The 18,084-nt window shown below is 74.1% G+C and carries 11 protein-coding genes; 6 read left to right on the top strand and 5 right to left on the bottom strand.

From position 1 onward, the window contains the following. The first annotated feature begins 78 nt into the window (after nucleotides 1–78). Together ACFYZ4_RS18720 and ACFYZ4_RS18715 are read left to right on the top strand one after the other, a co-directional pair. A complete protein-coding gene (locus tag ACFYZ4_RS18720) occupies nucleotides 79–3,681 on the top strand; it encodes a serine protease (RefSeq protein ID WP_390784385.1) in 3,603 nt (1,200 codons plus the stop codon). 128 nt (nucleotides 3,682–3,809) lie between these two features. Then, nucleotides 3,810–4,766, top strand: a complete 957-nt coding sequence (locus ACFYZ4_RS18715) for a bifunctional riboflavin kinase/FAD synthetase (RefSeq protein ID WP_390784384.1) — start codon at nucleotides 3,810–3,812, stop codon at nucleotides 4,764–4,766. 63 nt (nucleotides 4,767–4,829) lie between these two features. Here ACFYZ4_RS18715 and ACFYZ4_RS18710 read toward each other — a convergent pair whose 3' ends face one another. The 3 genes from ACFYZ4_RS18710 to eccE form a co-directional block, all read right to left on the bottom strand. Next, the gene (locus tag ACFYZ4_RS18710; RefSeq protein ID WP_390784383.1) at nucleotides 4,830–7,322 is read right to left on the bottom strand and encodes an SCO5717 family growth-regulating ATPase; all 2,493 of its coding nucleotides are present in this window, start codon (nucleotides 7,320–7,322) and stop codon (nucleotides 4,830–4,832) included. Nucleotides 7,323–7,429: 107 nt separating this feature from the next. Next, nucleotides 7,430–8,128: a hypothetical protein gene (locus ACFYZ4_RS18705; protein WP_351288767.1), complete on the bottom strand. Its 699-nt coding sequence runs from the start codon at nucleotides 8,126–8,128 to the stop codon at nucleotides 7,430–7,432. Beyond that, a complete protein-coding gene (gene eccE / locus ACFYZ4_RS18700; RefSeq protein WP_351288765.1) occupies nucleotides 8,125–9,399 on the bottom strand; it encodes a type VII secretion protein EccE in 1,275 nt (424 codons plus the stop codon). The genes ACFYZ4_RS18705 and eccE overlap by 4 nt, the downstream gene beginning before the upstream one ends. Nucleotides 9,400–9,686: 287 nt before the next feature. Between eccE and eccB the strand changes: the two genes are divergently transcribed. The 4 genes from eccB to ACFYZ4_RS18680 all read left to right on the top strand — a co-directional run bounded on the left by eccB (nucleotide 9,687) and on the right by ACFYZ4_RS18680 (nucleotide 13,456). Further along, the gene (gene eccB / locus ACFYZ4_RS18695; protein ID WP_351288763.1) at nucleotides 9,687–11,270 is read left to right on the top strand and encodes a type VII secretion protein EccB; all 1,584 of its coding nucleotides are present in this window, start codon (nucleotides 9,687–9,689) and stop codon (nucleotides 11,268–11,270) included. Between the two features lie 11 nt (nucleotides 11,271–11,281). Further along, nucleotides 11,282–12,538 carry a type VII secretion-associated serine protease mycosin gene (mycP, locus tag ACFYZ4_RS18690; protein WP_390784382.1) on the top strand — a complete coding sequence of 419 codons (1,257 nt, stop codon included), beginning with the start codon at nucleotides 11,282–11,284 and terminating at the stop codon, nucleotides 12,536–12,538. A 215-nt stretch (nucleotides 12,539–12,753) separates the two neighbouring features. Continuing rightward, nucleotides 12,754–13,095 carry a hypothetical protein gene (locus ACFYZ4_RS18685; RefSeq protein WP_351288759.1) on the top strand — a complete coding sequence of 114 codons (342 nt, stop codon included), beginning with the start codon at nucleotides 12,754–12,756 and terminating at the stop codon, nucleotides 13,093–13,095. A gap of 49 nt (nucleotides 13,096–13,144) precedes the next feature. After that, nucleotides 13,145–13,456, top strand: a complete 312-nt coding sequence (locus ACFYZ4_RS18680) for a WXG100 family type VII secretion target (RefSeq protein WP_351288757.1) — start codon at nucleotides 13,145–13,147, stop codon at nucleotides 13,454–13,456. Between the two features lie 109 nt (nucleotides 13,457–13,565). Here the strand turns inward: ACFYZ4_RS18680 and ACFYZ4_RS18675 are convergent, their stop codons facing one another. Next, nucleotides 13,566–13,811, bottom strand: coding sequence for a DUF397 domain-containing protein (locus ACFYZ4_RS18675; protein WP_351288755.1), 246 nt, complete (start codon nucleotides 13,809–13,811; stop codon nucleotides 13,566–13,568). Nucleotides 13,812–13,954: 143 nt separating this feature from the next. Beyond that, complete coding sequence (gene eccCa / locus ACFYZ4_RS18670) at nucleotides 13,955–17,911, bottom strand: type VII secretion protein EccCa (RefSeq protein WP_351288753.1); 3,957 nt, start codon at nucleotides 17,909–17,911, stop codon at nucleotides 13,955–13,957. Between the last annotated feature and the right edge of the window lie 173 nt (nucleotides 17,912–18,084).

Here is an 18,084-nt window from a genome sequence, read left to right as displayed (position 1 = left end):
CGCCTCACGTGCTTTTCGTGCTGATCTTCACCTGCCTACCGTCGTGACCACGGGGCGTTGCGGGGGAGTGGTGAGGCCATGGCGGAGCTCGTCAAGATCAGCGATCCCGCCGGGCGGGTGCGCGGCAGTGGATTCGTCGCCGACGACCGCGGCACGGTGGTCACCAGCCACGAGGCCGTCGCCGGACTGACCCGGGTGCTCCTGCACGGCCCCGGACGGACCTGGCTGGCCGAGGCGGCCGACGTGACCGCGCTGCCCGGCCTGGCACTGGCCCTCATCCGCACGGACGGACTCGGGGTGCGGCCGCTGCCGGTGGCGCAGCGCGGGGCGATCGATCCGGGAACCTACGTACGGCTGCCCGCGCGCGGCTGGCGGCAGGCGCGGGTGCTGGGCGGCGCGGAGGCCGCGTACCCGGCGGTGGAGCTGGCGATCGGCACGGACGGCCGGGACGCGCTGCTGCTCGGCGGGGAGGCCTGCGGGGCCCCGGTCCTCGACGCCGCGACCGGAGCGGTGCTCGCGGTCCTGGGCACCGCCCTCCCGACGGAACACCGCTCGGCCCCCCGCGCGGTGGCCCTGCGCACGGCCGCCGCCGCCGACCCCGCCGGCCCCCTGGCCGCCCTGCTGGAGCGCAACGCCGCCACCGTGCCGGGCCACGGCCCCGACCTGAACCTCGCCGGGGCCCTGGAACTCACGGCAACCACCCTGGAACCGCTCTCCCCGCATCCGGTGGAACGCCCGGGGATCACCTCGGCACTGACGGAATTCACGGAGGGCGACAGGCCGGTCCTCGGCCTGGTCGGAGACCCCGGCACGGGCCGCACCACCGCACTCGCGGCCCTGGCCGCAGCCCGAGCCCGAGCCCCCCGTCCCGCCCCCACCCTCTGGCTCCGCGGCGCGGACCTCCACCCCACCGACACCTCCCTCTCCGACGCCCTCACCCGAGCCCTGAGCAAAGCCACCGCGGGGAGCACGCCGGGCCGATCACCGAAGGGCTCCGACCCCCAGGGTGGTTCCGTCGGGTTCGGGTATCCGGAGGAACTGGACTGCGACGAGGCCGGGCTCTCCACCACCCGGGGCGGTTCCGGTGAGGACGGGTGTGTGTCGGGGCTATCCCCGCAGGGCGCCGAACGCAACAAGCCTCCGCTGTTCGACCCCTCGCCACGTTCGGCCTCCGAGGAGACGTCCCGGCGCGCGCCCGGCCCCACCGGAACCGCCCCCACACCGCCCGGCCCCGCCGAACCCGCCCCCACCACAGCGGGCCCCGCCGAAACCGACCCGGCATCGCACCTGGCCCACGTAGTCGCCCGCGCCGGCAGGCCCCTGCTCGTGGTGCTCGACGCCCCCGAGGAGATGCCGCCGGAGCTCGCCCACCGCCTCGGGCCCTGGACCGAGGCCACCACCGCCTGGCTGCGCGGCACCGGCGCCCGCCTCGTGATCGCCACCCGGCCCGAGTACTGGGAGCGCGCCGGCGCCCTCTACCCGCCCGACGCCCTGCACATCCCGCCCCGCCCCGCCCGCCCGGCCCACCACCTGCCGCCCGCGCTGGCGATCGGCGACCTCACCCCCGCCGAGGCCGAGACCGCCCGCGCCCGGCTCGGCCTCCCCGCCGCCGAGGCCGACGCCCCCTCCGCGCACGCCCGCCACCCGCTCACCCTCACCCTGCTGGCCGGCATCCGCGCCGCCGGAGTCACCGCCGGCCGCCCCGACAGGGACGAGGTCTTCGCCGCCCACCTGGACCTGCTGTGCCTGCGCGCAGCCCTCCGCACCGCCGCGGCCCGCGCCGACACCGATGCCGATGCCGATGCCGGCGGAGCCAGGGCGCACGGCCCCGGCATCCGCCGGCTCGCGGCCCGCATGGCCGGCAGCGTCCACGAGGCCGCGCGCCGCTGCCTGGGGCCCGGGCAGGGGCAGCTGGACCGGGCTTCCTTCGAGGAGCTGTTCCCCTGGCGCACCGGCTGGGCCTCCGCCGTGCTCACCGAGGGCCTGCTGGTGCCCGCCGGGTCCGGCTACCGCTTCGCCCACGAGGAGCTGTCCGACTGGATCCAGGCCGGCCACCTGGACGTCCCGACGGCCCTCGGCCACCTCGCGCACGGCCCCGCCGGGCCCGGCCTGCCCGTGCCCCGGCACCGCATCGGCCCCGTCCTGGAGGCCCTGCGCAGACTCGCCCCGGACCGGCTGCGCCACGAGCTCACCCGGCTGGTGCACGCCCTGAACGGCTTCGCCGAGGAACCGGCGCAGGCCGACCCGGACCGCGTCTGGTGGGCCACCCGGCTGCTGCGCGAGAGCCTGCTCCGGGCCCCCGACGCGCACCCCCACCTGCCCGTCCTGCACGCCCTCGCCGAGCACGTGGCCCGCGCCGGCCCGGGGGAGTTCGGCGGCTGGTTCTGGAACCGGCTCCGGCTGCCCGAGCCCGACCGCCTCGACCTGCTGCGCCGCCTGCTGCCCGCCGACCCCGCCGAGGCGGTCCCCGGCGACCGCTACCTCGACGCCGCGGCCCGCCGCCTCGCCCGGGACCCGCGGCGCGCCCAGCCGCTGCTCTGCGCCTGGTTCGCCGACGGCCGCCGGCTGCGCGGCCGCCCCGGGGCCACCGTCGCCACCGCCGCGCAGGCCCTGCTGCACACCCACCGCCGCCTCGCCGTGGACGACCTCACCGAGGCGCTCGTCACGGCCGCGCACCCCCGCGCCGACGAGCTGCTGGCCGTACTCGCCGAGGAGGAGCCGTCCGCGATGTCCCGGGCCGTGGACCGGTGGGCGCACGACGAACGGCCCGGGCGACGGGTCGCGGCCGCCGCCTACGGGCTCGCCACCGCCCCGCACGTGCGCACCCCCGCCGACCGCGACCTGCTGCGCTACGCCGCCCAGGCACTGCTGGCCCGGCCCGCGGACGCCACCCTGCACGGCAGCGCCCTCGCCGTGCTGCTGCGCGACCCGCAGGTGCGCGGCCGCTACCTGCCCGAGGCCCTCGCCTGCTTCCGCGACCCCGAGCACGGCTCCCGGCTGCCCGCGGCGGCGCTGGTCGCGGCCCTGCCCGTACTGCCCGACCCGGACGCGGTGTTCGCCACCCTGCGGGCCCGGGCCGACGGGGAGGTGGTGCGCGCCCTGGCCGCGCTGACCACGCCGGGGCTGGCCCGCCGCGCGGCCGACCTCGTACGGGAACACCTCGCGCGGCGGCCCGGGGACGCACCGCACGCCGCCGTCTTCGTGGACCGGCGGCTCGAACAGGGCGCGGCCGCAGATCCCGTGCTGCGCCCGCTGGTCCTGGACCTGCTGCGGAACGCCCCGGTGGCGGTCAGGGCGGAGCTCGCCGCGGTGCTGGCCGCGCCGGGAGGGGAGTGCTCGTACCCGCTGCGGGGCGAGCTGGCCGGCGTACTGCTGCGCGAGGAGGCCGATCCGCAGGTCCTCGGCGCGTTCCTCGCGGGGCTCGCGGCCGGGACCTCCGGGCGCCCGGAGGCCCGTACGCGGGAGCTGCTGCGGCGCACCGGAAGGCAGCTGCTGCGGGCCCCCGGCGGGCCGGCGGTCTTCGAGCGGCGGACGGTGGAGCTGGCCCGGGCCGAACCGGCCTTCGGGGCGCTGGTCGCCCGCTGGCTGGCGGAGGCGCGCGCGGAGGCCGCCGCCCTGCTGGGGCCGAGCGCACGGCGGACGGTGGAGACCCTCAGCAGGGCGGCGCCGGACGTGACGTGACGATATGCCGCGGCAGCGGAGCCCACCCCGACGCCGATGCGGGGCACCGGCCACCGGCATGGCAGTCTTAGACCTGCAATCGGCAATCAGTTCAAGGACCAACCGGGTTCGGGCGAGGAGCGGTCACAGTGCAGCGCTGGCGTGGCTTGGAGGACATCCCCCAGGACTGGGGACGCAGCGTCGTCACCATCGGCTCCTACGACGGCGTGCACCGGGGACATCAGCTGATCATCGGACGGGCCGTGTCCACGGCGAGTGCGCTCGGTGTCCCGTCCGTCGTGGTCACCTTCGACCCGCACCCGAGCGAGGTCGTCCGCCCCGGCAGCCACCCGCCGATCCTGGCCCCCTACGACCGGCGCGCCGAGCTGATGGCCGGGCTGGGCGTGGACGCGCTGCTGATCCTGCCGTTCACGGCGGAGTTCTCGCAGCTGTCCCCGGCCGACTTCATCGTGAAGGTGCTCGTCGACAAGCTGCACGCGCGGTCCGTCATCGAGGGCCCGAACTTCCGCTTCGGCCACCGGGCCGCCGGGAACGTCGACTTCCTGCGCGAGCTGGGCGCCACGTACGACTACGAGGTCGATGTCGTGGACCTGGTCGAGCGGGGCACGGCCGGCGGCGGCGTGCCGTTCTCCTCGACGCTGGCCCGCCGGCTGGTCTCCGAGGGCGACATGGACGGCGCGGCCGAGATCCTCGGACGCCCGCACCGGGTCGAGGGCGTGGTGGTGCGCGGTGCGCAGCGCGGGCGCGAGCTCGGCTACCCGACGGCGAACGTGGAGACGGCGCCGCACACCGCGATCCCGGCGGACGGGGTCTACGCGGGCTGGCTGACGGCGGACGGCGAGCGGATGCCGGCGGCGATCTCGGTGGGGACGAACGTGCAGTTCGACGCCACCGAGCGGACCGTGGAGGCGTACGCGATCGACAGGGTCGGGCTGGACCTGTACGGGAAGCACGTGGCCGTCGACTTCCTCGCGTACGTGCGGGGGATGGCGAGGTTCGAGTCGCTGGACGGGCTGCTGGAGGCGATCGCGGACGACGTGAAGCGGGCGCGGGTGCTGACGGACACGTACGACCTGAAGCGCTGACGGACGAAACGGAAGGGCCCGTACCACCCCCGGGGTGGTACGGGCCCTTCGTCGTGCCGCCGCTCAGCCGAGGCGCGGGTCGCGCGGGGGCTGCTGGGGCTGCGGCGGCTGCTGCTGCGGGGCCGGGGGCTGCTGCCAGGGCTGGCCGGGCTGCGGGTAGGGCTGGCCGTAGGGCTGCGGCTGCTGCGGGGGCTGCTGGTACGGGGGCTGGCCCTGGGGCTGTCCGTACGGCTGCGGCTGCTGGTGGGGCTGCGGCTGCGGCGGCTGCTGGGGATGGGGGTGCTGGGACTGCTGGGGCTGCTGCGGTGCCCCCCAGTGGCCCTGCGGGGCCTGCTGCTGGGCCCGCAGGAAGTCCTCGGCCACGAGCGCGGAGAGGTTGAAGTACGCCTCGCGCGTCTTGGGCCGCATCATGTCGAGATCGACCTCGGCGCCGGCCGCGAGGTGTTCGTCGAACGGCACCACGACGACACCGCGGCAGCGGGTCTCGAAGTGCTGCACGATGTCCTCGATCTTGATCATCTTGGCCGTCTCGCGGACCCCCGAGATGACGGTGAGGGAGCGGGAGACGAGGTCCGCGTACCCGTGCGCGGAGAGCCAGTCGAGTGTGGTGCTCGCGCTGCTGGCGCCGTCCACCGACGGGGTCGAGATGATGATCAGCTGATCGGCCAGGTCCAGGACCCCGCGCATGGCGGAGTAGAGGAGGCCGGTGCCCGAGTCGGTGAGGATGATCGGGTACTGGCGGCCCAGCGTCTCTATGACGCGGCGGTAGTCCTCGTCGTTGAAGGTCGTGGAGACGGCCGGGTCCACGTCGTTGGCGATGATCTCCAGACCGGAGGGCGCCTGCGAGGTGAACCGGCGGATGTCCATGTACGAGTTCAGGTACGGGATCGCCTGGACCAGGTCGCGGATGGTGGCACCGGTCTCGCGGCGCACGCGGCGGCCGAGGGTACCGGCGTCGGGGTTCGCGTCGATGGCCAGGATCTTGTCCTGGCGCTCGGTGGCGAGGGTGGAGCCCAGTGCGGTGGTGGTCGTGGTCTTGCCGACGCCGCCCTTGAGGCTGATGACGGCGATGCGGTAGCAGGACATGACCGGGGTGCGGATCAGCTCCAGCTTGCGCTGGCGCTCCGCTTCGGCCGCCTTGCCGCCGAAGCGGAAGCGGCCGCCGACGTTGTTGTTGTTCTTGGGCTTCTGCTTGTTGCGCAGCAGGCGGTCCGAGGACAGCTCGACCGCGGCGGTGTAGCCGAGCGGCGCCCCGCCGCCGGTCGGGCCAGCCGAGTACCGCGGGTCGTGCGGCTGGGGCTGCGACTGGGGCGGCTGTTGCTGCTGCTGGCCGGGTCCCACGGGCCACTGCCCGGCGGCACGGGGGTCGTATTGCTGCGGCTGCGGCGGCTGAGGCTGCTGCTGCGGGGCAGGTGCCGGCGGCTGGAACGGATAGGCGTCCTGCGTCGCGAACGCGGGCGGCAGCGACGGCAGTTCGCCGACGGGTGCCCCGAACGGGGTCTCCCCGCCGGCCTGCGCCGGAGCCGGTGCGGGCGCAGGCGGCTGCTCGACGGGAGGAAGCACGGGCACCCCGTCGGCGGGGGTGTCCTGCGGACCGGCCCAGCCTCCGGACGAAGCCTGGGCCGCCGGGGCCGCGTACGGCGCGGGCGCGTCGGGTGCCGGCCGAACGTCTTCGGCCGGAGCCGGAGCCTCGACCGGTGCCGGTGCCGGTGCCGGTGCCGGTGCCGGGTCCAGGGCGGGAGCCGCGTACGGCGCCGGGGCGTCGAGCGCGGGCCGGGCGTCCTCGAACGGGGCCGGAGCCTCGATCGGCGCCGGGTCCAGGGCGGGAGCAGCGTACGGCGACGCCGCATCGGCGGGAGGGCCGAACGGCGCGGCGGGAGCCGGGGCGTCGAGCGCGGGCAGGCCGTTCTCGGCGGGAGCCGGAGCCGGAGCCTCGACCGGGGCCGGGTTCGGGTACGGGGGCACCGGAGCCGGGTACGCCGGAAGCGGGTCGGCCGGAGCCGCCGCCTCGATCGGAGTCGGGGCCGGGTACGGCGGGAAGGCGTCGACCGGGGCCGGAGCCGGAGCCTCGGCGGCCACCGGTGCCGGGGCCGGAGCCTCGAGCGGAGGCAGTGCCGGAAACGGCGCCTCGATCGGGGCGGGAGCCGGGGCCGGGGCCGGAGCAGGGGTCGGCGCCGGGTACGGCGGGACGGCGTCGAGCGGGACCGGGGCGGAGGCCTCGAACGGGGTCGGGGTCGGAGCCGGAAGAGGGGTCTCGGCCGGCGCGGGCGCCGGGAACGGGACGGGCACGCCCGCACCGTCGGACGGGGTCCGAGGCGCCGGCGGAGCGATCCGCATCGTCGAGGGAGACTCCACGTCCGCAGGGCGGTGCGGCTCGAAGCCGCTGCCCTCGGGGAGCCCCGGCACCTGCGCTGCCGGGGCCGCGCCCTGCGTGTACCAGGCCGGCGGGGTGTAGTCGATGGTGAACTCGCCCGTCAGTTCGGGCTCCGCATCGGACTGATCGTCCGTCGGGACGTCCCACGTCCCGCCGCGCCTCTCGTTCCGATCGCCGCTCACTGGTCCTCCTGGTCTGTCGAACACCGGTCCGGCGTCCACCTCGCCGCGCCCGCACCCAGCCTAATCGCGCCCCGACACCACTGTCCGCCCCCCTCAGGGGGCCGCGATCAGTCGATGCGCCGGGCTCCGCCGAGCAGGCCCGTCTCCGCTTCCGTCCCCTGGGTCATCACGAACTGCCGGTCCCGTGGCGTGCACCACAGCGTCACCCCGTCGCCCAGCGTCGGCAGGGAGGCCACCGCCTGCCGCGGCAGCTGCATCAGGCGGCCGATCTGCTCCGCCTCGTCCGGGGACACCCGCTGCACGCCCACCAGCGAGGACTGCTGGAGCAACCGCGGTGCCGTCGGGCTCAGATAGGGCAGCAGGGTCAGCACCGACTGCCACGGCCCGGCCACCACGCGCCCGCGCGGCGGCCGCATCCCGCAGTCGCGGACCACCAGCACCGGGCTGCCGGCTGAGGCACCCTGCGGCGGGACCCGGCCCACCTCGTGCAGGGTCACGCACTGCTGCCCGCCGCCCGCCGCCTGGGCCAGCCCGGACCACACCTGGCCGCGCCCGGTCTCCACCGCCACCCGCGCGCCCGTGGCCGCCGCGCGCAGCGCCAGCACCTGAGCCGTCCACAGGCCGCCGATCAGCGTCACCTCGTACGGCGTCGGCCGGTTGATGCCGAGCACCGCCGGCCGCCCTTCGGCGTCCACGCCGATGACGACCCCGTCGTCCCCGACGGGCAGCGCCAGCGCGTCCAGGTCCGCCGAGGGCACCACGTGCCGTTCCCGTCGCGGGCCGACCAGCCCGAAACCGCCCCTCATCGCGCCCCTCCCAGCGGCAGCGAAGCCAGCAGCCCCGGCACCTGTTCCCGGTCGAGCCGGACCAGCCCGGCCTTCACGCCCCGCGCCGTCCTCTCCAACTCCCTGCGCGCGACGACGAGTTCCTCGTCGCTGCGGCCGGTCACCCGTACGTGTCCGGTCAGGGTCACGCCCTGTCGCTCGGCCGGGGCCATCGTCAGGCTGAAGTTCGTGGCGAGCGCGGGCAGCGAGGTCAGCAGCGCCACGAACTGCGGCAGCGCCGCCGCTCCGGCACCGCCCAGCTGCGGCCAGCGGCCTATCCAGTACGTCGTGTGGCGCCGGTCGTCACAGCGCCAGGTCCGCGGGGTCTCCTCGGTGCGCCGCCCGGTGCTGGCCGACCGCCCGGCCTGGGTGATCGCCATCGGGTTCGCGCACGAGGACGTGGCCAGCGCCGCCGTCAGCTCCTGCTCGGTCAGCACGGTGGCCGTGAACCCGGCCCCGGCCAGCCGGCTCGCCAACTGGTCGGCCGCGCGCACCACGCACCGCTGCGCCCCCGCCAGCCCGCCGCCGCGCGCGGCGACGGCCTCGGGGCACAGCTCCGGGTCGAGCTTGAGGGCGATCCACGTCAGCCGCACCGCCGGGGTCCCGGTCCGGGCCTGCAGCGGCGCGTAGTTGCGGGTGGCCATCGACTGGGCGGGCAGGTGCGGGGCCGGCGCCGGCTGGGTGTGCTGCACCAGCTGGGCGGACTCCAGCCGGATGCCGTCGACTTCGAGGATGTCCCGTACGAGGCCGAGCGGCAGCGGCCGCGCCGCCCGGTCGGGCCGCAGCGCGGTGGCGTCCGTGTCCACCTGGACGACCGCGGTCAGGAAGGTCCCGTCGCCGATCATCCCGACCGGACGCCGCTCGCGGTCGCTGAACGTCAGCGTGCGCAGCGCCGGATCGGCCTCGACCAGCGGGGCCAGCCCGGGCTCGGTGCCCGCGGGCACGACGAGGGAAGCGGCACGGCCGCGGCGCGCCCGCAGGGCGAGCGCGCTGCCGATCCACTCCGGCAGGGAGCGCTGGTGGCGGCGTACGACCGCGAGCACCACCAGCACGAGCGCCAGTACGCCGACCGGAACCAGCAGCATCGGTTCGACCACCCAGGCCACGAGCAGCGCGGCCGCCGCGACCTGGAGCAGTACGAGTTGTTGCAGTCGAAACGGACCGAAGCGGCCGGGGCTCGACTTCGGATGCGGCGTCACCCCGCCACGGGCGGGTGCGGGCGCGCCGGTCTGCGGCTCCGTCGCGGTGGCCATCACGTGCGCACTTCCCCTTTCTCCCCCGGCTACCGCCGGGGGGTGCCCCCAGGGCGAAATCCCCTGAGTCCGGGCGTTGCGCGACACCTGCCGCACGGCCCCGGAATCTCCCCAATCCACCTCAACAAGCCCTGAATACCCCGGTGCGGGAGGCGCTGAGCGGCAGCCTCACCCTACCCGGCCCGTGCATACCGTCGGTCAAGAGGCATAGTAGGTGCCCGGTCCGACAATCGAGGCCCGGGGACCGTACTCACCGGCCGGGCCGTGCGGGGGAGAAACAGGCGGTCATGGCATCACGACGTGATGAGCTCAACGCGTACACCTTTGCGAAGCGGCGCACGGTGGCCGCGTTCCTCCAGCCCTCCGCCACGGGCACGGAGGAGGGCGCGCCGCGCCCGCTGCGCGCGGTCCTGCCGGGCCTGATCGTCGGCGCGCTCGTGCTCGCCGCGTTCGGCGCCTGGGGCATGTTCAAGCCGACGGCGCCCAAGGGCTGGGCGGAGCCCGGGACACGGGTCATCGTCGGCAAGGACTCGACGACCCGGTACGTGGTCCTGACCACGAAGGTCAACGGCAAGGACCAGACCCGGCTGCACCCGGTGCTGAACCTCGCCTCCGCCCGACTCCTGCTGGACCCTTCGAAGTTCAAGGTGATCCAGGTCGAGGACAAGGTGCTCGACGCGGGCAAGCCGCCGCGCGGCCCCATCATCGGCATCCAGTACGCCCCGGACCGGCTCCCGTCCAAGGAGGACGCCGGCAAGGCCAAGCGCTGGGCCGTCTGTCAGCAGCCGGGCGGCAACGGCCGCGGCGTGCAGACCGCCACCTTCGTCCTCGCCGACCGCGAGGCGGCCAAGACGGACGACGCCCGCAGGCTCACCGAGACCCAGTCGCTGTACGTGCAGAGCACCGGCCCGGGCAAGGAGCGCTACCTGGTCGACTGGACCGGGACGAAGTACAAGTTCCCGGAGGGCACCCCCGCCGCCGGGACGATGACCAACGCGCTCGTCGGCACCGGCGCCACCCCGCAGCAGGTCACCCCGGAATGGCTGGGGACCCTCAACTCCGGCGACGACCTGGCCTTCCCGGCGCTCCCCGGCAAGGCCGGAGCCAACGCCGACGTCAAGGGCCTGGTCACCGCCGACAACAAGGTCGGCATGGTGCTCAAGGCCCAGACCGGCTCCGGCGCGCAGCACTACGTGGTGCTCCCCGGGAAGGTCGCGCCGGTCTCCGACTTCGTCGCCTGGCTGCTGATCTCGGCGCCCGCGACCGACGGCCTCAACATGCACGGCAAGCCCCGCGAGGTCGACCTCCAGTCGCTCAGCCCGGACGCCGCCCCGTTCGCCGGCGACGTCAAGTGGCCGCAGGAGAAGACCGACCGCATCAACCAGACGGCGCCGGCCGCCGGCACCCAGGCGGGCGGCGGCTCCAACAACCGCGACACCGTCTGCAACGTCCTGCGCTCCGTCGACGGCCAGGGCAACCAGACCCTGAGCACCTGGGCGGGCACCGGCTTCCCCGTCGACATCACCGCCAGCGGCACCAGCGCGTACGTCACCCCGGGCTCCGGGCTGCTCTACATGCAGGTCCAGGGCAAGCAGACCACGGCCGGCGGCTCGCTCTTCCTGGTCACCGACACCGGTCTGCGGTACGCCGTCCAGGCCAACGGCGACAGCGACGCCGAGAAGTCGAAGATCGGCGCGCCCGACCCCCAGGCGAAGGGGGGCACCGACGGCCGCCCCGAGGCCAGCCAGGCACAGGTCCGGCTCGGCTACGGGAACATCACTCCGTCCATGGTGCCCATCGCCTGGTCGGAGTTCCTCTCCAAGGGCCCGCGCCTGGACACCAACTCCGCCCGCCAGCCCCAGGGTTCGTGAGGAAGCCGCCGATGCCCCAGCCCCAGACGCCCCGGAGCGCGCTCCTCGCGGCCGCCTTCGCCCTCGCCCTGGTCCCCGGCGGCGCGGGCGCGGCCGCCGCGGCCGAGGCACCCGCGCCGCAGCCTCCGTACGCCCTGCGCCTGGACGGCGCGGGGGAGTGCACCTTCCCCATGAAGAAGCAGATCGCGGACCGCCCCTGGGCCCTGCAGCGGCTGCTGCTCGACGAGCTGTGGGCGCAGACCAAGGGCAAGGACAAGAACGGCGCCGGTGTCCGCGTCGCCGTCATCGACACCGGCGTGGACCGGGCGAACCCGCAGCTTGCCGGCGCCCTCGACACCGGCGCCGGCAAGGACTTCGTCGACCCCAAGGGCGGCGACGGCACCGTCGACACGGTCGGCCACGGCACGAAGGTCGCCGGGCTGATCGCGGCCCGCCCCCAGGAGGGCACCGGCTTCGTCGGCCTGGCCCCGGACGCCACGATCATCCCGATCCGGCAGAACGACGGGCAGGGCAAGGGCAACGCCCTGTCCCTGAGCCAGGCGATCGACCACGCGGTCTCCAGGGGCGCCCAGGTGATCAACGTCTCCCAGGACACCGACGCGCAGCTGTCCCCGGACTCCGAGCTCGGCAAGTCGGTCCAGCGGGCCATCGCGGCAAACGTCGTGGTGGTGGCCTCGGCCGGCAACGACGGCATGACCGGCGAGAAGCGCAAGACCTACCCGGCGGCCTTCCCCGGGGTCCTCGCCGTCGCCGCCTCGGACCGCAACAACGAGCGTGCCGCGTTCTCCCAGCCCGGCGACTTCATCGGGGTGGCGGCGCCCGGCGTCGACATGGTGTCCACGGTCCCGGGCTTCGGCCAGTGCATCGACAACGGCACCAGTTTCTCCGCCCCGTACGTCGCCGGGGTCGCCGCCCTGCTGCGCGCCGAGCACGGGGACTGGTCCGCCGAGCAGATCGTCTGGCAGATCCAGAACACCGCCGAGCGCTCGATCAACGGTCATGACGACTACGTCGGTTGGGGCATCGTCGACCCGGTGCGCGCGCTCAGCCAGGACCAGGAGGTCCCCAAGGCCCCGGTCCCGGACCCCGGACCGCCCCCGGCGGCGGCCCCGGAGGCGGCTGCGCTCCAGCTCACCGAGACCGCACAGGAGCGTGAGGAGCGGTTCGGCACGTACGCTCTCGGCATCGGCGCCGTCCTCATCGCCGTCATCGCGGGCACCGCGACGGTCATCCGGGATGCACGCGGCCGGCGACGCCGTTTGCAGTGAACGGTCACAGTTCATCAACGGAAGCGGCCTACCGGTGTTGGGACTGGGCGCCGAACTGGCTAGAGTGGCACCAGGCTTCACGAGTGTGATCGGGGGATCGCGTGGAGCGGAGGGGGAAGGCCCGAGGCGCGTGGCTCAAAACCGCGCCGGGGCCGGATCCGCTCCGCCGCGCAATCCGCCGGTTCTGCCGGCGAATTGAGAAGTGAGGAGCTTCGATGAGCACGAACACCTTCGGACTTGCGGACGATCCGGTCTCCCAGGCGAAGATTAAGATCGAGGAGACGGCCAACGCCGTCACCAGGCAGGCCCGCGAGCTCGCGGACATCCTCGCCACCGTGAGCGCCGGCTGGACCGGTGTGGGTGCCTCGGGGTTCATCTCCGCGCAGAGCACGGTCAATGACGACCACGACGAGATCCGCCGGATGCTCGGCGTCCTGTACAACGCGGTGTCGCAGACGAAGAACCTCAGCAACGCACAGGACGACGACGTGCGCGCCGCGTTCAAGGCTGTCCAGTCGAGTGGCGGAGGCAACAACTCCGGCCTCAACAGCATCTGATTCCAGCGTCGTTCACGAGTTTCCGCAGCGCAGCGAGAAGGAGAAGAACATGTCGGGCGGCAATGACGGACACACCAAGGTCCGGTATGAGACGGTCCAGCAGATGGCGGACCGGATCCGGGTCGTTTCCGGGAACATCGTCAAGGACCTGGACGATATGAAGGCGGCCCTGAAGGTCGTCACGGACACCTGGGACGGTGAGGCGCACGCCCAGTACGTCCAGCTCCAGACGAAGTACAGGGGCAAGGCCGACCACATGCAGAAGACGCTGGAGCAGGTCGCCCGCCTCATCGAGCAGGGCAAGGGCGACTACCGCGCCACCGACGTGAAGGCCTCGCGCCTGTTCACCGAGGCCTACTGAGCCCGGTAGCACGTCCAGCACGTCGTTTTCCGTACGCGCCGAAGGGGCGCGCCCGCACCGGGCGCGCCCCTTCGGCGCATCGTCGTGCCTGCCGTGCCTTCCCGTCCCGTCAGGGGCGGTGCCGGTCCAGGTCGAACTCGCCGTCCCTGGCGCCGAGTACGAACGCCTCCCACTCGGCGGCGGTGTAGCGCAGCACCGTCTCCCGGTCCAGCGAGGACCGCATGGCCACCGCGCCCTCGGGAAGCCGGGCGATCTCGACCCGCTCCTCGTCCGGGCTGGTCCCGGGCGGCCCCTCCCACTCCACACCGCTGATGTCCAGCGCGTACAGCTCGTCCTTCTCCTGCTGGGTGCCCATAGGAGGCCTTTCCCTCGGTGGCGCGGTCTTCACCGCCGATTATCGGGGCTGCGCCGCCGGCCGGGACCGGTTTCCAGCGGATGCCCCGTGCCCGGGCCCCGGTGACCGGCGCCTCGGCCGGCCGGTCACCAGGGCCCGGGGACTCACATGCCGCCCGGCATCCGGCCGAGCTGGACCAGCGAGGTCCCCCGCTTGCGCGAGGCGAAGTACGCCCGGCCCGGCGGCATCGGACGCGGCCGGACGTTGCCGACCAGGTCGCCCTCGGACGGGTCGCCGGACAGGACGAGGCCCTGCGCGCCCAGCTCCTTGATCCGCTGCATGAACGGCTCGTACAGCGAACGCGAGGCACCCGCCGAGTTGCGCGCGATGATGAAGCGGACACCCGTGTCCCGGGCGAAGGGCAGGAACTCCACCAGCGGCGCCAGCGGATTGCCCTGGCTGGTGGAGACCAGGTCGTAGTCGTCGATGACGATGAACACGTCCGGGCCCGTCCACCAGCTGCGGTCGCGCAGCTGCTGCGGGGTGACGTCGGTCGGCGGCTGCCGCCGCGAGAACACCCCGCCCAGCGCCTCCATGTGCATCTGCAGGGAGCTCGCCATCGGCGCGTACTCCAGCAGGTGCTCCTCCGGCAGCGCCCCGAGCAGGCTGCGCCGGTAGTCGCCCACGACCAGCCGTGCCTGGTCCGGCGTGTAGCGCTCGGAGATCTGCTTGGCGATGAGCCGCAGCAGGTTCGTCTTGCCCGACTCGCTCTCGCCGAACACGAGGAGGAAGGGGTCGGACTCGAAGTCGACGAAGACCGGCTCCAGGTCGTTCTCGTCGATGCCGATCGCGATCCCGCGGGCGGGGAACTCCATGCCCTTGGGCAGCTGGTCCGAGTGGAGCAGCCGCGGCAGCAGCCGTACGCCCGGAGCCGCCTGGCCCGGCCAGTTCTGCTTCACCGCCTCCACGAAGGCCGCCGTGGCCTCCGACAGGTCCCCGGCCTCGTGCGAGCCGTCGATCCGCGGGAGCGCGCCCAGGAAGTGCAGCTTCTCCGCCACCTGGCCGCGGCCCGGCATCCCCGCGGGGACGTTGGCCGCGACCTTGCGGTCGAACTCGGAGTCCATCGTGTCACCGAGGCGCAGCTCCAGCCGGCTGAGCATCTGGTCCTTGAGCGCGGCCCGCACCTCCATGTACCGCGCCGCGGTGATCACCACGTGGATGCCGTAGCCCAGACCGCGGGAGGCGATGTCCGTGACGATCTGCTCCAGGCCCTCGTACTCGCCCCGGAAGTTGCCCCAGCCGTCGACGACCAGGAACACGTCGCCCCACGGCTCGTGGGGCAGCTCGCCGGCCGCCCGGCGCCGCCGGTAGGTGCCGATCGAGTCGATGTTGTTCGCGCGGAAGAACTCCTCGCGGCGGTTGAGGATGCCCCCGACCTCCGCGACCGTGCGCCGTACCCGCTCCGGGTCCAGACGTGAGGCGATCCCGCCCACGTGCGGCAGCTCGGCCACCGCCGACAGGCTGCCACCACCGAAGTCCAGCCCGTAGAACTGCACTTCGCGCGGGGTGTGGGTGAGCGCGAAGGAGGAGATCAGCGTCCGCATCAGCGTCGACTTGCCCGACTGCGGACCGCCGACGATCATCATGTGGCCCGCCGCACCCGAGAAGTCCCGGTACAGCACCTCGCGCCGCTGCTCGAAGGGCTTGTCGATGAGGCCGAGCGGCACCACGAGCCCGCCGGGCCGCGTGTACCCGTCCGCGTGCAGCCCGCGCTCCGCGCTCGGCGCCAGCGCCGGCAGCAGCTGGTCCAGCGGCGGGGCCTGGTCGAGCGGCGGCAGCCACACCTGGTGCGCCGGCACCCCCTGCCCCTCCAGCCGGCTCACGATCACGTCGAGCACCGTGTCGGCGAGCGCGTCGTCCTCCCGCGGGGTCTGCGCCGCCAGGTACGCCGGGTCCGGGGCCGCGTACACCACCGGCACCGGAGCCGCCGTGAACAGCGCGGGCCGCCGCTCCACCGGGAACAGCCCCACCGACAGGTCGGGCCCGCCCGAGCGGTAGGTGCCGGACACGTACGCCGCCTTGAAGCGGGTCATCTCGTCCGTACCGAACTTCAGGTAGCCCGAACCGGGCACCGACGGCAGGTGGTAGGCGTCCGGCACGCCGATCGCGGTCCGCGACTCCGCCGCCGAGAAGGTCCGCAGACCGATCCGGTACGACAGGTACGTGTCGAGGCCGCGCAGCTTGCCCTCCTCCAGACGCTGCGAGGCCAGCAGCAGGTGCACACCCAGCGACCGGCCGATGCGGCCGATCTGGATGAACATGTCGATGAAGTCCGGCTTCGCCGTCAGCAGCTCGCTGAACTCGTCGATGACCAGCACCAGCGAGGCCAGCGGCTCCAGCGGGGCGCCGGCCGCGCGGGCCTTCTCGTAGTCGTGGATGTTGGCGTAGTTGCCCGCCGAACGCAGCAGCTCCTGACGGCGCTGCAGCTCACCGCGGATCGAGTCGCCCATGCGGTCCACGAGCGTGAGGTCGTCCGCCAGGTTGGTGATGACCGCCGCGACGTGCGGCATCTGCCCCATGCCGGTGAAGGTCGCACCGCCCTTGAAGTCGGCGAGCACGAAGTTCAGGGTCTCCGAGGTGTGCGTGACCGCCAGGCCCAGCACCAGCGTGCGCAGCAGCTCCGACTTGCCGGAACCGGTCGCGCCCACGCACAGGCCGTGCGGGCCCATGCCCTCCTGCGCGGCCTCCTTCAGGTCCAGCATCACCGGGGCGCCGCCCTCGCCGACACCGATCGGCACGCGCAGCCGCTCACCGGCCGACCTCGGCCGCCAGGTCCGCGCCACGTCCACCGCGGCCGCGTCGCCCAGGTTCAGCAGGTCCGTGAAGTCCAGGTTGGCCAGCAGCGGCTCGTCATCGTCCCCGCCGCCCGTGCGCAGCGGCGCCAACTGCCGGGCCAGCGCCTCGGCCGCGGGCAGCGACAGGGCGTCCGGGACGCCCTCGTACGCGACCCCCGCGCCCGACTCCAGGCGCAGCCGGCCCGGCCGCACCACGACCGACAGCCCGCCGCGCGGCTCGTCCAGCTCGCCCGCGACCACCTCGACTATGGTCACGCCCTGCAGCCCCTCGGCCGCCGCGAACACCGAGTCCGGCGGCACCATGCCCCCGTCCAGCACGACCACCAGGTGCGGCTGGTCCAGGACCGGGGACACGTCACGGCTGAACCGCGGCCGGCCCTCCAGCCGGGGGCCCAGCAGCCCCTCCAGCTCGACGAGGTCGTCACCGAACAGCCGCTTCGTACCGGCCCCGTCGACCTGGCCCGGGATCTGCGTGTGCGGCAGCCACTTCGTCCAGTCCCACGAGGGCACCGCACCCGGCGCGGCCACCACGGCCACCATCAGGTCCTCGGGGGAGTGCAGCGTCGCCAGCTGCGCGACCATCGCCCGCGCCGTACTGCGCGCGGTGTCCGGCTCCCCGGACACCGTCACGTGGTAGAACGCCCGCATCGACAGGGCCACCGGCAGCCCGTCCAGCGTGGAGTGCACCTTCAGGAAGCGCTGCATCGCGCCCGCGGTCAGCGGCTCCAGCTCGTCCACCGGCGCCGTCTCCGGCGCCACCAGCGTGGTCGCCAGCCGCTGCGCGCCCAGCCCGAGCCGGGCCTGCCCGAAGTCCTGGTCGCCGACCCGCCGCTCCCACAGCCGCGAACCCTCCGCCACGACCGACCACAACTGCTCGGGGGCCGGGTGCAGATACAGCTGCGCGTCGCGCTGCGCCCGCGCGGTCCTGCGTACCTGACGGCGCGTCTGCGCAAGGTATTTGAGGTAGTCCCGGCGCACATCGGCCATTTGCCCCTGCGTACCGCGCCGGTGGCGCACCAGCTGGGCGACGACCATGCCGACGGTCGACACGAGCATCAGCACGCCCATGATGCGCATGAACGGTGCGGCGCCCGGCATGAAGAAGAAGACGACGGACGAGCCCATGCCGAGCATCGGCAGGAGCTGCATCAGCATGCCCTCCTGCTGCCCGCGCGGAAGTTCGGGCGGAGCTTCCAGTCTCAGCTCGTCCGAGGGGACCTCGGGCGGCAGGGACCGCGGCGGGCGTTTGACGACGATCTGGCTCACCGGAGCATCAATCCCTCGAAAACGGACGGGACGTCATAACCGGCGCCCCCAAGTCCCGGGCGCGAAGGGGGTTCCCCCACGCGACGGTGATCCTACTTGCCGACAGTAGGGCAGACGCCCGGTAGGGTGGCGCGCGCAGCATGCGCATCCGCGAATCGTCCGCGGGTGCGGGC

The sequence above is a fragment of the Streptomyces sp. NPDC001513 genome (genome assembly GCF_042894695.1).
In the GTDB taxonomy this organism is placed as follows: domain Bacteria; phylum Actinomycetota; class Actinomycetes; order Streptomycetales; family Streptomycetaceae; genus Streptomyces.
The sequence above is the reverse complement of the archived record's forward strand: the minus strand, read 5'-3'. Positions and strand labels throughout refer to the sequence as shown.

Excerpts from the sequence above, each read along its gene's own strand:
- ACFYZ4_RS18720 (WP_390784385.1), top strand. The coding sequence starts at position 79 with ATGGCGGAGCTCGTCAAGATCAGCGATCCCGCCGGGCGGGTGCGCGGC.
- ACFYZ4_RS18705 (WP_351288767.1), bottom strand. The coding sequence starts at position 8,128 with ATGAGGGGCGGTTTCGGGCTGGTCGGCCCGCGACGGGAACGGCACGTG.
- eccE (WP_351288765.1), bottom strand. The coding sequence starts at position 9,399 with ATGGCCACCGCGACGGAGCCGCAGACCGGCGCGCCCGCACCCGCCCGT.
- eccB (WP_351288763.1), top strand. The coding sequence starts at position 9,687 with ATGGCATCACGACGTGATGAGCTCAACGCGTACACCTTTGCGAAGCGG.
- mycP (WP_390784382.1), top strand. The coding sequence starts at position 11,282 with ATGCCCCAGCCCCAGACGCCCCGGAGCGCGCTCCTCGCGGCCGCCTTC.
- ACFYZ4_RS18685 (WP_351288759.1), top strand. The coding sequence starts at position 12,754 with ATGAGCACGAACACCTTCGGACTTGCGGACGATCCGGTCTCCCAGGCG.
- ACFYZ4_RS18680 (WP_351288757.1), top strand. The coding sequence starts at position 13,145 with ATGTCGGGCGGCAATGACGGACACACCAAGGTCCGGTATGAGACGGTC.
- ACFYZ4_RS18675 (WP_351288755.1), bottom strand. The coding sequence starts at position 13,811 with ATGGGCACCCAGCAGGAGAAGGACGAGCTGTACGCGCTGGACATCAGC.